Genomic DNA, 14,643 nt, shown 5'->3' with positions numbered 1-14,643 from the left:
AGAGGAGCCTGACGTGTATCGCGTTGGAATTGACGTCGGCGGCACGAATACCGATGCCGTTGTGTTGCAGGATAAAACCGTTCTGGCGGGGGTGAAGGCCTCCACGACAGAGGATGTGACGTCAGGCGTCATCGAAGCCCTTGAAAAAGTCATCGAGGCATCGGGCATAGACAGGGCGCGCATCGGTGCCGTGATGATCGGCACCACGCATTTCACCAATGCGGTGATCGAGCGCCGGAATATGGACGAGGTTGCAGCCATCCGGCTCGGCCTGCCGTCCGGCGCTGGCCTGCCGCCCATGGTCGACTGGCCGGATGACCTGCGGGAAATCGTCGGCAATCACGGTTATCAGGTGCGCGGCGGTTATGAATTCGACGGTCGCGAAATTTCGCCGCTCGATGAGGACGAGATCGTTCGCATCGCCGCCGATATCCGCGCCAAGGGCCTGAAGGCGGCTGCCGTCACCTGCGTTTTCAGCGGCATCAACGATGCGATGGAGCTGCGAGCGAAGGAAATCCTGCAGGAACGCTGCCCCGGTCTGCCGGTGGTGATGTCCAAGGATATTGGCCGCCATGGCCTGCTTGCACGGGAAAGTGCGGCGATCATGAATGCCAGCCTGCTGTCGCTTGCCGACCGCACGGTTGCGGCTTTCGGCGAGGCACTGAAGGCTGCGGGCATCACCTGCCCGTTTTATATCACCCAGAACGACGGCACGCTGATGGCGGCTGACGTGGTGCGCGGTTTCCCCGTGCTCACCTTTGCTTCCGGTCCGACGAACTCCATGCGTGGTGCGGCCTTCCTCACCGGTCTCAAGGATGCCGTCGTCGTGGATGTGGGGGGCACCACCTCCGATGTCGGCTCGCTGTCGCACGGTTTCCCGCGTCAGGCCTCGACCACGGTGGATATCGGCGGCGTACGCACCAATTTCCGCATGCCTGACGTCTTTTCCATCGGTCTCGGCGGTGGCTCGCTGGTGGTCAATGGCGATCACGGCCTGACCGTCGGCCCGAAATCCGTCGGTTACCGCGTCCGCCGCGAGGCGCTCTGCTTCGGTGGCTCGACCCTGACGGCGACCGATATCGCCGTTGCCTCCGGCAAGGCGGATGTGGGCGAGAAGGCGCTGGTCTCCAGCCTTGATAAAAGACTGGTGGATGCTGCCGTCAGCAAGATCAACGACATGCTTGAAGCCTGCGTGGAGCGCAGCCGCATCTCGTCGTCACCGGTGCCGGTTATCGCCGTTGGCGGCGGTTCCATCCTGATGCCGGATCGCATCGGTGATCTTGAGGTTATTCGGCCTGAGAATTTTTCGGTGGCCAATGCCGTTGGCGCGGCCATTGCGCAGATCAGCGGTGAGACAGACCGGGTCTTCTCACTCGTCGATGGACGCACGCGCGAGAGCGCACTGGCTGAGGCAGAAGCGGAGGCCCGCGAAAAGGCCATTGCCGCCGGCGCGATTGCCGAAACGCTCGAAGTGATCGAGCGCGAGGATATGCCGCTGGCTTACCTGCCCGGCAACGCCACCCGCATTCATGTGAAAGTTGTTGGAGAAATGGGAGCCAATCATGGCTGAGACACGCAAGCTGAAATATGACGAAGCGGCATTGCGGACGCTGACCCGTGAGGACCTGGACGCATTGGAAATCGGCGCCGGCATTCTCGGCACGGGCGGCGGCGGCAACCCCTATCTCGGCAAGCTGCTGGCGCTGGAGGCCATGAAGGCCGGTTACGAGATGAAGATCCTCGCAACCGACGCCATCGAGCCGGACGCGCTCTGCATGTCCATCGGCGGCATCGGCGCGCCTGTTGTCGGTGTGGAGCGCATCCGCGAAGGCCGCGAAGGCCTGCGCTGCCTGCGCGCGATGGAAGAGCTGATCCGCACGCCAGTTGACGCCATCGTCTGCGAGGAAATCGGCGGTTCCAATTCCATGAACCCGCTGGTGACGGCGGCGCTGGGTGGCCTGCCGATCCTCGATTGCGACGGCATGGGCCGGGCATTCCCTGAAATGCAGATGACCACATTCTCCATCTACGGCCATAGTTCCACACCATCGGTGATGTGCGATCTGCACGGCAATGCCGTCATCTTCAGCCATGCCGTTTCCGAAGTCTGGCATGAGCGCATGGCGCGCGCCTGCGTCGTCTCGCAGGGGGGCGGCGCAATGCTGGCGACGGCTCCGATGCAGGCACATTACGTGCACCAGTATGGCATTCCGAAAACCTATACCAAGGCGATCGCCATCGGTGAGGCGGTGATCCGTGCCCGCAAACAGCAGGAAGACCCGATTGCCGCAGTCTGCGCGCTCGAAGGCGGGCGGCGAATCTTCAACGGCAAGATCACCGATCTGAAGCGCCATCTTCGCGGCGGTTTTGCGGTCGGCGATCTCACGCTGTCAGGCTTCGACGACTGCGTCGGACAGACGGCGGGCGTCGCCATCCAGAACGAATTCCTGCTGTTTTCCCGTGACGGCAAGGTGGAAGTGACGGTGCCTGATTTGATCGTCCTGCTCGATGTCGACACCGGTTATCCGATCACCACCGAAGTGTTGCGCTATGGCCAGCGTGTGGCCGTCATCGCCATCCCCTGCCACGACCTGCTGCGCAGCGCCCGCGCTCTAGAGGTCGTCGGGCCGGCGGCATTCGGTTACTCGGATATTCCTTTCTCACCGCTGCCCGTTCCGGTCAGCAAGGCTGCCTAACCATAAGCGGGCCGATGACCCGCAATAAAGAGGAGAACGATAATGAAAATGCCTGTACTTTCTTCCCGTCTCGCCGCACTGGCGCTCGGCACGGCGCTCGCGTTGCCGCTTGTTTCTTCTGCAGCCCTTGCGGAAGACAAGGTGTCGGTCGCGGTCAACACCATGCAAATATTCAGCTCGCTCGACCCGGCGAAAGTGACTGACTACACCGGCTACATGGCCATCGTGAACATGTATGACGGTCTGACCACCGTGAACGCCAAGGGCGAAATCGTGCCGCATCTGGCGAAATCCTGGGAGATTTCCGAGGACGGACTGACCTACACCTTCCACCTGCGCAACGATGCGAAATTCCAGGACGGCACGGCGGTAAAGGCTGCCGATCTTGCCTGGTCGATCCAGCGCCTGCTCGGCATCAACAAGGGCCCGTCGAACCTCATCGTCGGCGTGCTGAAGCCTGAAAACGTCACCGCGCCTGACGATGCCACACTGGTCATGAAGATCGAGCGCCAGTTCTCGCCCTTCATGGCGGCAACGCCGCTGATGATGGCGATGAACAAGACGCTGATCGAAGCCAATGCCAAGCCCGAAGACAAATGGGGCGAGGCTTACGTCGGCGAACATTCCGCCGGTTCCGGCCCCTACAAGCTCGTCAGCTACAACCGTTCCGCCGACATGGTCATCGCCCGCAATGCCGATTATTTCCTAGGCTGGACGAAGGGCAAGCCGATCGATGAAGTGCGCTTCGTGCAGACCAGTGACGACGCCACCGTGAAGGCGCTGGCGGAAAAGGGTGAACTAGGACTTTCCTCGCACGGGCTTGGTAATGACACCTATGAATCCATCGGCCGGATGAAGGGTTACAAGCTGATCCAGACCCGCACCGCCGGCGGCTTCGTCATCAAGCTCAACACCAAGGTCTATCCGACCGACGACGTCCACGTCCGCCGCGCCATCGCCTATGCGACCGACTACAAGACGATCCAGGAAGTGATCTATCCGGGCTTCGATATGAAGGGCCCGCTCTCTGACGCGTTTAAGGATGCGCATAACGGCGATATCCAGCCGGGCGTCTACGATCTGGAAAAGGCCAAGGAAGAACTGGCGAAGTCGAAATATGCCGGCCAGAAGATCACGCTGGTCAACAGCTATGTCGCGTCGCTCGCCTTCGAGGCGGAAGTGGCGTTGCTTCTGCAATCGAGCCTCGAGCAGATCGGCATCACGCTCGATATCAAGCCCGAGCCTTGGAACCGTATCGTCGAGCTTTCTTCCAAGCCCGAAACAACGCCGGCATCGACGCAGGTGAACATCTCGCCGACCTATCCGTCGCCGGATTCGATGTTCTACAACCAGTATCATTCCAAGGCGTCCGGTACCTGGATGTCGATGGAATGGTTGCAGAATGCGGAGATCGACGGGCTGATCGACAAGGTTCGCGCCACAACCGATGTCAACGAGCAGAACGCCACCTACAAGGAGCTGCAGACGAAGATCGTTGACCTTCAGCCTGACGTCTGGGCGGTTGCGCCGAACCGCCGTTATGCGGCGAACAAGTGCCTTCAGGGTTACGAGTTCATTCCCATGCAAAGCTGGGACCTGAACTTCTCCAACTTCCATTGGGACTGCAAGGCGGAGTGAGCTCCGCCTGATGAAAACTGGCCCCGCCACAAAGGCGGGGTTGGCCAGACTTGGAACTTCAAAGGGAAGGAGCATCGCCTGCAGCCGGAAGGGCTGAGGCATGCCCGAGGATGACGCATGATCCAGGAATTTTCCGAAGACGATATCGAACCTTTGGCTACCGGCGCCTGGATTCTGGGAACCGGCGGTGGAGGCAATCCCTATATCTCGACGCTCAATCTGCGGCGTCTCTATGCCGAGGGCAGACGGGTGAAGGTCATGGATCCCATGGCGCTTGCCGATGACGACATGGTCGCCGTCGTCTCCAAGATGGGTGCGCCGCTTGTCGGTCAGGAGCGGCTGGGAGACCCCGTGCATCTCGCCCGCGCTGTTGAGGTCATGGAGGATTATCTCGGCAAGCCGTTCCGGGCGATCATGAGCGTGGAAATCGGCGGTTCGAATGCGCTTTCCTCCTTCCTCGCCGCCGCCGTACTCGACCGGCCGGTCGTTAACGCGGACGCCATGGGACGGGCCTATCCGGAAGCGCAGATGACGTCCTTCGCCATCGGCAACCTGCCGATGTTTCCGCTGTCGCTGGTCGATGTGCGCGACAATGAGGTAATCGTGACGCGCGCCGCTTCATGGAAATGGATGGAGCGCATTTCGCGCAAGGTCTGCACCGAGGTCGGTTCCACCGCCGCCACGTGCAAGGCCCCGCGCACCGGCAAGGAAGTGAAGGAGTGGGGCATTCACTACACCGTCACCAAGGCGACCGAACTCGGGCGCGCTGTGATGGCAGCACGTGCGCGCCATGACGATCCGGTTCAGGCGGTTCTCGACCACGAGGGCGGCAAGCAGCTGTTCCGGGGCAAGGTGGTGGACGTGGCCCGCGAGACCACAGGTGGTTTCCTGCGCGGCAGTACGACCATTGAAGGCATTGATGCCGACCGTGGCTCGCGCATGGAACTCGCATTCCAGAATGAGTGGGCCGTTGCCTTCCGCGATGGCCAGCCGGTCGCCATGACGCCGGACCTGCTCTGCCTTCTCGATACGGTTTCCGGTGGCGCCATCGGTACGGAATCGGTGCGTTACGGTCAGCGCGTGACGGTTGTCGCCCTGCCAGCACCAGAGCTTTTGACGACGCCTGCCGGCATCGCTGCGGTCGGCCCGCGCGCCTTCGGTTATGACATTGACTTCAGATCGGTATTCCCATGAAACGCATCGGTATTGACGTTGGCGGCACCAATACGGATGCCGTTTTGATCGATGGAGACACCATTGTCGCCTCCATCAAGGTTCCGACTACGCAGGATGTTCTGTCGGGCGTAAAGGCCGCGCTCGCCCATGTGTCTGGCCATGTCGGCGCGACGGATCGACCGATCGACGCTGTGATGATCGGCACCACCCATTTCACCAATGCGGTGGTGGAGCGCGCCCGGCTGGAGCGTGTTGCCGCCATCCGCATCGCGCTACCAACAGGTTCGTCGCTGCCGCCCATGTGCGACTGGCCAAAAGATTTATACGACGCTGTCGATCCGTTGATCTTCATGGTCCATGGTGGCCATGAATATGACGGCAGCCCGTTGGTGCCGATGATTCCCGATGAAATTCGGGAGGCCGCGATGAAAATCCGCGATGCGGGCATCACATCCATCGCCATTTCGGCAACCTTCTCGCCGCTGACAACCGAATGCGAAGTGCGGGCAGCGGAAATCGTTCGTTCGGTCATCCCCGACGCACGTATCACGCTCTCCCATACGCTTGGCCGCATCGGGCTTCTGGAGCGGGAAAATGTCGCCCTGCTGAACGCGGCACTGCAAACACTGGGCAGGACAACCGTTCGGGCATTTTCGGATGCGTTGCGCGAAGCCGGTGTGAAGGCGCCGTTCTATCTGACCCAGAATGACGGCACCGTGGCGCTCGCGGATGTCGCCGCTGCCAACCCGGTGCACAGCTTCGCCTCCGGCCCAACCAATTCGATGCGCGGTGCGGCCTTCCTCACCGGGCTTTCCGATGCCATGGTGGTGGATGTGGGCGGCACCACTTCCGATATTGGCTGCCTTGTCGGCGGATTTCCGCGGGAGGCGAACAATATCGTCCATATTGGCGGGGTACGCACGCTCTTCCGCATGCCCGATCTTCTGCCGGTTGCGCTCGGCGGCGGCACCATCGTCGACCCTGAGACGGGCAAGATCGGTCCGCGCTCGGTCGGCTATCGCATCCTGAAGGAAGCCCGTGTTTTCGGCGGCGATACACTGACGACATCGGATATTGCCGTTGCCGCCGGCCTTATCGAGATGGGCGACCGCGATCGCGTGAAAGGCCTCGATCCGGCTTTCGTGCAGGCCACACTCCAGCGCATCCGTGACATGGTGGCGGACAGTTTCGATCAGATGAAGACCTCGGCCGAAGATGTTCCGCTGGTTGCCGTCGGCGGCGGGGCGTTCCTGATCCCCGAGACGGTTCCGGGTGCGTCGGACGTCCTGCGTGTGGAAAATGCCGGCGTCGCCAATGCACTCGGTGCAGCGATGGCGCAGGTTTCAGGCGAGGTCGATCAGGTGTTTTCCGGACTGAGCCGCGATGAGGCTCTTGCGAAAGCCGAGACCGAGGCGCAGAACGCGGCGGTTTGTTCAGGCGCGGAGCGGGCGAGCCTCAAGACGCTTGAGGTGGAGGACATCCCGATTGCCTATCTGCCTGGCGGTGCACGGCGGGTTCGCGTGCGGGTCATCGGCGATATCGCCTTTCATTGATTGTAAGAGGCACTGCCGGCGGCAGGGCAACGAGGGAGTGAGCATATGACGAAGATCGCACTGGCCATTCACGGTGGTTGTGGCGTGATGCCGGAAGACAGCATGACTTCAGAGGAATGGGCTGCGGCCCGCGATGATCTTGCAGCGGCATTACGCGCCGGTTATGGCGTGCTGAAGGCGGGCGGCACCGCGCTCGACGCCGTTGAGGCGGCGGTCGTCGTCATGGAGGACAGCCCGCATTTCAATGCCGGCCATGGGGCGGCACTCAACGAAAACGGGATTCATGAGCTGGATGCCTCGATCATGGACGGTGCAACGCTGGCGGCAGGTGCGATCAGCGCATCCCGCGCCATTCGCAACCCGGTAAAGGCGGCCCGTGCGCTGATGACCGACGAACGTGCCGTCTATCTGACAGGTGAAGCAGCAGATCGCTTCGCCGAGGAAAAAGGTCTGGCCACGGAAGCTCAATCCTATTTCACCACGCAAAAACGCCTTGAAGCGCTCGCGGCGATGAAGCGCCATGCTGTGGCCGGCACGGAAGCGACGGAAAACGAAAAACACGGCACCGTCGGTGCAGTTGCACTCGATGCCGCGGGACATCTCGCCGCGGCCACCTCCACGGGCGGCTATACCAACAAGCCCGATGGCCGGGTCGGAGATAGCCCGGTAATCGGCGCCGGCACCTATGCACGCGATGGCGCCTGCGCCGTTTCCGGCACCGGCAAGGGAGAATTTTTCATCCGTTACGTCGTGGGCCACGAGATCGCATCCCGCGTCGCTTATCTCGGACAGGAGCTGGAAAACGCTGCCGGCGATCTCGTGTACAGGGATCTGGCTCCCTATGACATCGGCGCCGGCCTTGTCGCCATTGATACGGCGGGCCACATCGCCGCTCCGTACAACACCGCGGGCATGTTCCGCGGCTGGGTGACCGCGTCTGGGGAAGCGGTTGTTGCCACGCATGGGGAAGTTTATCCTATCGAACTTTGAGCCCGCTCTAACGGGGTGGATTTGGACTGAGGAACGTAATGCGACCTGCGACAAGCTCCAGGCAAAAGGTTTGACCGCCCTCACCCGGTTCAGCTTCCATCGTCTTCCGCCCGCAGCCCCGGGTATCGCCTCTGAAAAATTTGAACTGCTCGGTGCGGCGGTGTACGGATCACGGAAACTGTCGCAGGAACTGGAATGCAACCATCATATAGATTGCCGCCGCTGGAGGCGCTTGTGGTTTTCGAGGCTGCATCCCGTCTGGGAAGCTTCTCTCGCGCCGGCAGCGAGCTTGGCCTGACGCAAAGCGCGGTCAGCAGGCAGATCGGCAAGCTGGAAGCATTCATCGGTTCCAAGCTGTTTGAACGCGTGCCGACGGGCGTGCGACTGACGACCATAGGAGAGAATTACTCGATCGACATATCGCGGCTGATTCTCGATATCGCAAGCGTGACGGACGGTGTGCGGTCTTGGACCGGGGCAAGCCAGATCACCATAGCCTGCTCTCGCGGCATTGCCGATCAATGGTTCATGCCCCGTTTGCAAAGGCTGAAACGGGATATTCCCGGCATCGAGTTGCGGGTGCGGGTGACAGATGACGTGGCGCATCTTCGCCTGGACGAATTCGATCTCGCCATTTTTTATCGCAAGGAGAGACCGATCGGCGTGTGGCTTTCGGAGCTCGGTCAGGAAGAGGTGGTTCCCGTGTCTGCGCGCGGCATGGGCGATCTCATGGACCAGAAAGCACCGGTTTTGATCTCCATCGAGGATTCGATGCGGGAATGGCAGGATTGGAGCGACTGGTGGCGCTCAGCACAATTGCTGCCGCCAAAGGATGCAATCCAGTGGAAACTTGGAGATTATGGTCTCTGTGTTGCGGCAGCGTCGCAGGGGCTCGGCGCAACGCTTGGCTGGACCTGGCTCATCCGCGATCAGCTGGATAGCGGCGCGCTTGTGCCTGTCCATGCCCACGCCATGCGCTCGGAGGGCAAATTTTACCTGATGCGCCCGGCCGATCGCCACCAGCGCAAGATCGTGCGTGAGGTTTCAGATTGGCTGATCGCAGACAATCATAAAACCGCACGCTAAGATCTTGTCAGGCACTGATGGACAGCGTCTTGCGGCGGCGGTCCAGCAGGAACCGGGCATAGCCGATGACGGTGAAGAGCAGCCATGCGACTTGCGAGATGAGCGAGCCGAGATTAAAATTCCAGATCAACGAATAGATCAGGAACACACCGCCCAGAACGTTCAAGAGAGTGTATCGCCAGTCTTCTATCGTTAGAAATCGAAGCTGCAACAGGGCATAGGCGAAGAGATAGAAAAAGGCTCCTGCAAGGCCGACAATATCCGCTAGCCCCATTTGTATTCACTCCATGAACGCTCTCGCCGCGCGAGAATTGCAACACCGGATCGGCTCCGGCGCCTCCCTTTACTGCGCTTCGCAAAGAAGTGGATGCGCTCAGATTTCATGACCCCATGCGCAAAAATCATACCCCCCTTTGCTGGTCTCTATCTAGTGCCGAACCGCCGAGTACGATACCCCACAGCGAGCTGAGCCTTGACCGGCTAGATAAAAAACAGGGAACCCAGATATGACCTCCTCCCCCTTTTCCTTCTCACTCGATCGCCGGCACTTCCTCGCCGGTGCGGCGAGCCTTGCGGCGCTTTCCGCCGGTTTCATCACGAATGCCAGTGCGCAAAGCACGGACACGCCCAAGAAGGGTGGAGTGCTGAAACTGGGCATCGGCGGCGGCAGCACCACTGATAATCTCGACCCCCGCATTCTGAAGGACTGGGTGCCGGTCAATCAGGCCTTCATGATCATGAATGGCCTCGTGGAGATCGACGCCAACAATCACGCCGTGCCGGAACTGTTCGAGAGCTGGGAAGCTCAACCGGGCGCGGTGGAGTGGGTCTTCAAGCTGCGCCAGGGCGTCACGTTCCATAACGGCAAGAATTTGACGGTAGAAGACGTCATCTACTCCATCAACCTGCACCGCGGGGAAACCACCTCTGCAGCGCGCTCGGTTGCCTCCGCCTTGAAAAGCGTCGACAAGCTTTCCGACACCGAGGTCAAGATCGTCCTCGAAAGCGGCAACGCCGATCTGCCTTACATCCTTTCTGACTATCATTTCCTCGTCGTTCCCGAAGGCTGGACGGATTTCAACAAGCCTGTCGGCACCGGGCCGTTTGTGTTCGAAAGCTACGATCCGGGCGTACGTTCCCGATTCACCCGTAATTCCAATTACTGGAAGCCGAATGCGGCCCATGTCGACGCGGTGGAGGTCATCGTCATCAACGATATTTCTGCCCGCACCAACGCCATGATGTCGGGCCAGGTCCACGCCATCAACCAGCTGGATTTCAAGACGGTCGATCTGCTTCGCCGCAATCCCAACCTCAATATCGTTCAGTCGGCTGGCGGCCAGCACTTCACCTTCCTGATGGATTGCACACAGGCGCCCTATACGGACAACAATATCAGGCTCGCCATCAAACACGCCATCGACCGCGAGCAACTTCTGAAAACCGCATTGCGCGGCTATGGGCGCCTCGGCAACGACCACCCGATCCCCAGCTCAGACCGCTTTTATGCGGCAGACCTGCCACAAAGGCCATACGACCCCGAAAAGGCAAAGTTCTATCTGAGGCAGGCAGGACTTGATGCCCTCAAGATCGAGATTTCTGCTTCAGACGCCGCCTTCTCCGGTGCAGTGGATGCAGCAGCGATCTTCCGCACCAGCGCGGCTAAGGGCGGGATCGACGTTTCGATCAAGCGCGAGCCGGCTGACGGCTATTGGGACAACGTATGGATGAAAGCGCCATTCTGCATGTCCTATTGGGGTGGTCGTCCCACGGCGGACCAGATGCTGACCATCGCATACCAGTCGACGTCGGCGCAGAACGACACGCACTGGAAGAACGAGACATTCGACAAAAAGCTGATCGAAGCGCGTGCGCTTCTCGACGACGCCAAGCGAAAGGAAATCTACGCCGAACTTCAGTCGCTCATTTCCAATGAAGGCGGAGCGATGATCCCGATGTTTGGCGACTATCTCGACGCCACATCCAAGAAACTCAAGGGCGTGACGACCCATCCCATGTTCAATTTCATGGGCGCCCGTCTCGCTGAAAAAGTCTGGTTGGACGCATAATGACTACACTTATCCTGAAGCGCGTTGCTTTGGGTATTTTGACGCTTCTGCTGGTGTCGGCGCTTATTTTCGCCGGCACTCAGCTTCTTCCCGGTGATGTGGCGTCGGCAATACTCGGACAAAATGCGACGCCCGAATCCCTCGCCGTGCTTCGCGCCGATCTCGGTCTCGACCAGCCCCTCCTGCATCGTTACTTCTCCTGGCTCGGCGGTTTCGTGACCGGCGACCTCGGAAATTCTTTGGCAAACCACCAGCCCGTTGCCGATCTTCTGTGGCCACGCTTCTGGAACACCATGGCGCTCGCGCTTTATGCGGCCGTCGTTTCCGTTCCTGTCGCTGTCACACTTGGGCTGTTCAGCGCAATCCTGCGCGGCAGCCTGTTCGATCGTGCGGTGAACATTGTGGCTCTCGCCTTCGTTTCCCTGCCGGAATATTTTCTCGGCCTGCTGCTGATCCTGTTCGTGTCCGTGCAGTACAATCTCCTGCCGAGCCTTGCGGACACCTATCCCGGCATGGGTTTTGCGGACTGGCTTAAGGCGACCACGCTGCCGGCCCTGACGCTTGTTCTTGTGACCGTTGCGCAGATGCTGCGTATGACCCGAACCGCCGTGCTGGCTGTCATGGATCAGGCCTATGTCGAAACCGCCTATCTCAAGGGGCTTCGCACCCGGCGCGCGGTTCTTCGTCACGCCCTTCCCAATGCGGCTGCGCCCATCGTCAATGTCGTGTCTTTCAACGTTGCCTATCTGATCACGGGCGTTGTGCTGGTGGAGGCCGTGTTCAATTACAATGGGCTTGGTCGCTTCATGGTCGATGCAGTTTCCAAGCGCGACCTGCCGCTCGTGCAGGCTGCGGCCCTCGTTTTTGGCGCCGCCTACGTCATCTTGAACATCATTGCAGATATTTCGGCAATCGCGCTTAATCCGCGCCTGAGGCATCCCCGATGAAAATTCTCCGTTCCATCACACCGACCGCGTGGATCGGTCTTTTCATCATCTCGCTCAATATCGTCCTGTTCGTCGCCGGCCCGCACATAGCGCCTTTCGCACAGGAAGAGATCGTCGGATCACCTTTTGATCCGCCTTCGGCCGCGCACTGGTTTGGACTCGATCAGAATGGTCGCGATATGCTGTCGCGTCTTCTAGCTGGCGCACAAATGTCCATCGGCGTTTCACTGGCCGCATCGGTGCTGTCCTTCACGATCGGGATAACACTCGGGTTCATCGCGGCCATTTTCGGCGGCTGGCTGGACACGGTTCTGTCGCGCATTGTCGACACGGTCATGTGTATTCCGGTGCTGATCTCTGCTCTTGTGGTGTTGCAGGCACTTGGCTCGTCCATTCCCGTGCTCATCGTCACAATCGCCCTTCTGGATTCCACACGCGTCTTTCGCCTAGCGCGTATCGTTGCGCAGGGTATCAATGTTCTCGAATATGCCGAAACGGCGCGTCTTCGTGGTGAAGGCCTGTTGTGGCTGGTGTTTAAGGAAATTTTGCCCAATGCCCTGCCGCCACTGATTGCGGAGTTCGGTCTTCGCTTCTGCTTCACCTTCCTCTTCGTTGCAGGCCTTTCCTTCCTTGGCCTTGGCATCCAGCCGCCCTTCGCGGACTGGGGCGGCATGGTGAAAGATAACCAGCAGGCGATCCTTTACGGGCTCTACGCTCCGCTTTATCCGGCTGCCGCCATCGCCATCCTTACCATTGGCGTCAACCTCGTCGTGGATTGGCTGCTTGCCGGCCGCAGCGCAATTCAGGGAGCGGACCGATGAACGAGAGCAAGGTTTTGCAAATTCGCGGGCTCAAGGTTGCCGCACCGAATGGCGCCATCCTTGTTGACAATGTCGATCTCGACCTGAAGCGCGGTGAGGTCAAAGGGCTCATCGGCGAATCCGGTGCGGGCAAGTCCACGATTGGCCTTGCTGCCATGGGGTACGGCCGCAACGGGTGCCGCATCGTTGGTGGCGAGATCATCGTAAACGGTGTCTCGCTGATGACGATCGATCGCGCCGGACGTGAGGCGGTGCGTGGTGCGGGCATCGCGTATGTAGCGCAAAGCGCAGCCGCCGCCTTCAATCCGGCGATGAAGATCGGCGAACAGATCATGGAAGGCCCGCTCTATCACGGCATCATGAACCGGCAGGAAGCGGAAGCCTGGATGCTGGAACTTCTGCAGGCGCTGCAGCTTCCCGATTATCAGAATTTCGGCAGCCGTTACCCGCATCAGGTATCCGGCGGCCAGTTGCAGCGTGCGATGGTGGCCATGGCCATGTCCTGCCGTCCCGATATTCTGGTTTTGGACGAACCGACCACGGCTCTCGATGTCACGACGCAGATTGAGGTTCTCGCTCTCCTGCGCAGCCTCATCCAGCGTCATGATACGGCTGCGCTCTACATTACTCACGACCTTGCAGTGGTGGCGCAGATTGCCGACAGCATCCTGGTGTTGCGTCATGGCAAAGAGGTTGAGGCCGGCTCCGCCGAACAGATCCTCGAACAGCCGCAGCAGGACTATACGCGTCGGCTCGTTTCCGAACGCAAGGCCAGCATGTCGGGAGAAGGCGTCCACCATAAAAATGGTGAGGTTCTACTCGAAGCGCGCGATGTCACCGCCTATTACGGGCGTAAGAAGGTGCTCGATAACGTGCAGTGCCTGTTGCGCAAGGGTGAGACACTCGCCGTTGTGGGTGAATCCGGTTCAGGAAAATCCACCCTCGCCCGGGTCATTGCCGGTTTGCCGCCCCATTCCTCCGGCGTCGTTACCCTCGCCGGACACAGGCTGGCCGATAAATACACGCAGCGAAGCCGTGAAGAACTGCGGCGTATACAGCTCGTCTATCAGCTTCCAGATGTGGCGCTGAACCCGCGCCACACAGTCGGCGAGATCATCGGCCGTCCAATGTCGTTCTACTTCGGCATGAACGACGAGCAGCGCGCATCTGAGGTGAACCGCCTGCTGGATCTCATCGGTCTGCCGCGCGACTTTGCCGAGCGCCTTCCAAAAGCTCTGTCGGGTGGACAGAAGCAGCGGGTGTGCATTGCCCGCGCCCTTGCGGCCCGTCCCGACCTCATCATTTGCGACGAGGTCACTTCGGCGCTTGACCCTTTGGTGGCCGACGAGATCCTCACATTGTTGCAATCATTGCAGAATGAACTGGGTGTCTCTTATCTGTTCATCACCCATGATCTCGGTGTCGTTCGCAGGATTGCTGACAGGACCATGGTGATGCAGCACGGTCGTATTGTCGAAACCGGCACCACCGAAGAGGTGTTCGCCCCGCCGTACCAGCCCTATACGGAGCAGCTTATCACCTCGGTTCCCGAATTGCGGCGCGACTGGCTGGACGGCGTTCTTGCAAAACGCGGCCTCCCGGTCGCCTGAGTTCAGCGACGGCGAACATGGTTGAGCCGCCGTCACTCCTTCATCTCCAATAGCCTG

12 protein-coding genes are annotated in these 14,643 nt (G+C 60.1%); 11 read left to right on the top strand and 1 reads right to left on the bottom strand.

Features of this window, described 5'->3' with window-relative positions; all coding sequences use genetic code 11:
- Positions 1-13: 13 nt before the first annotated feature.
- From FS804_RS20760 to FS804_RS20730, 7 genes are all read left to right on the top strand, one after another.
- Complete coding sequence (locus tag FS804_RS20760; protein ID WP_144578752.1) at positions 14-1,570, top strand: hydantoinase/oxoprolinase N-terminal domain-containing protein; 1,557 nt, start codon at positions 14-16, stop codon at positions 1,568-1,570.
- Positions 1,563-2,696, top strand: coding sequence for a DUF917 domain-containing protein (locus FS804_RS20755; protein WP_144578751.1), 1,134 nt, complete (start codon positions 1,563-1,565; stop codon positions 2,694-2,696). The genes FS804_RS20760 and FS804_RS20755 overlap by 8 nt, the downstream gene beginning before the upstream one ends.
- Before the next feature lie 42 nt (positions 2,697-2,738).
- On the top strand, positions 2,739-4,334 hold the full coding sequence (locus FS804_RS20750; RefSeq protein ID WP_186376936.1) for an ABC transporter substrate-binding protein: 1,596 nt from the start codon (positions 2,739-2,741) through the stop codon (positions 4,332-4,334).
- A 117-nt stretch (positions 4,335-4,451) separates the two neighbouring features.
- Positions 4,452-5,528, top strand: coding sequence for a DUF917 domain-containing protein (locus FS804_RS20745; RefSeq protein ID WP_003524597.1), 1,077 nt, complete (start codon positions 4,452-4,454; stop codon positions 5,526-5,528).
- Positions 5,525-7,063 (top strand): hydantoinase/oxoprolinase N-terminal domain-containing protein, encoded by a 1,539-nt coding sequence (locus tag FS804_RS20740; protein WP_144578749.1) that lies wholly within the window; start codon positions 5,525-5,527, stop codon positions 7,061-7,063. The genes FS804_RS20745 and FS804_RS20740 overlap by 4 nt, the downstream gene beginning before the upstream one ends.
- Before the next feature lie 45 nt (positions 7,064-7,108).
- Positions 7,109-8,053: an isoaspartyl peptidase/L-asparaginase family protein gene (locus FS804_RS20735; protein ID WP_144578748.1), complete on the top strand. Its 945-nt coding sequence runs from the start codon at positions 7,109-7,111 to the stop codon at positions 8,051-8,053.
- Positions 8,054-8,248: 195 nt separating this feature from the next.
- A complete protein-coding gene (locus FS804_RS20730; RefSeq protein WP_144578747.1) occupies positions 8,249-9,139 on the top strand; it encodes a LysR substrate-binding domain-containing protein in 891 nt (296 codons plus the stop codon).
- Between the two features lie 7 nt (positions 9,140-9,146).
- Here the strand turns inward: FS804_RS20730 and FS804_RS20725 are convergent, their stop codons facing one another.
- Positions 9,147-9,413 (bottom strand): cyclic nucleotide-binding protein, encoded by a 267-nt coding sequence (locus FS804_RS20725; protein WP_144578746.1) that lies wholly within the window; start codon positions 9,411-9,413, stop codon positions 9,147-9,149.
- Positions 9,414-9,645: 232 nt separating this feature from the next.
- Here FS804_RS20725 and FS804_RS20720 point away from each other — a divergent pair, with 232 nt between their 5' ends.
- Genes FS804_RS20720 through FS804_RS20705 form a run of 4 tightly spaced genes read left to right on the top strand, consistent with a single transcriptional unit; the run spans position 9,646 to position 14,586 of the window.
- Positions 9,646-11,208, top strand: a complete 1,563-nt coding sequence (locus FS804_RS20720) for an ABC transporter substrate-binding protein (RefSeq protein ID WP_144578745.1) — start codon at positions 9,646-9,648, stop codon at positions 11,206-11,208.
- Positions 11,208-12,155 (top strand): ABC transporter permease, encoded by a 948-nt coding sequence (locus tag FS804_RS20715; RefSeq protein WP_144578744.1) that lies wholly within the window; start codon positions 11,208-11,210, stop codon positions 12,153-12,155. The genes FS804_RS20720 and FS804_RS20715 overlap by 1 nt, the downstream gene beginning before the upstream one ends.
- Positions 12,152-12,976, top strand: coding sequence for an ABC transporter permease (locus FS804_RS20710; protein ID WP_063951786.1), 825 nt, complete (start codon positions 12,152-12,154; stop codon positions 12,974-12,976). Before FS804_RS20715 ends, FS804_RS20710 begins: the two co-directional genes overlap by 4 nt.
- Positions 12,973-14,586, top strand: a complete 1,614-nt coding sequence (locus FS804_RS20705) for an ABC transporter ATP-binding protein (RefSeq protein WP_144578743.1) — start codon at positions 12,973-12,975, stop codon at positions 14,584-14,586. Before FS804_RS20710 ends, FS804_RS20705 begins: the two co-directional genes overlap by 4 nt.
- Positions 14,587-14,643 lie beyond the last annotated feature (57 nt).

This window comes from Agrobacterium sp. DE0009 (genome assembly GCF_007680755.1).
Taxonomy (GTDB): domain Bacteria; phylum Pseudomonadota; class Alphaproteobacteria; order Rhizobiales; family Rhizobiaceae; genus Agrobacterium; species Agrobacterium tumefaciens_B.
The sequence above is the reverse complement of the archived record's forward strand: the minus strand, read 5'-3'. Positions and strand labels throughout refer to the sequence as shown.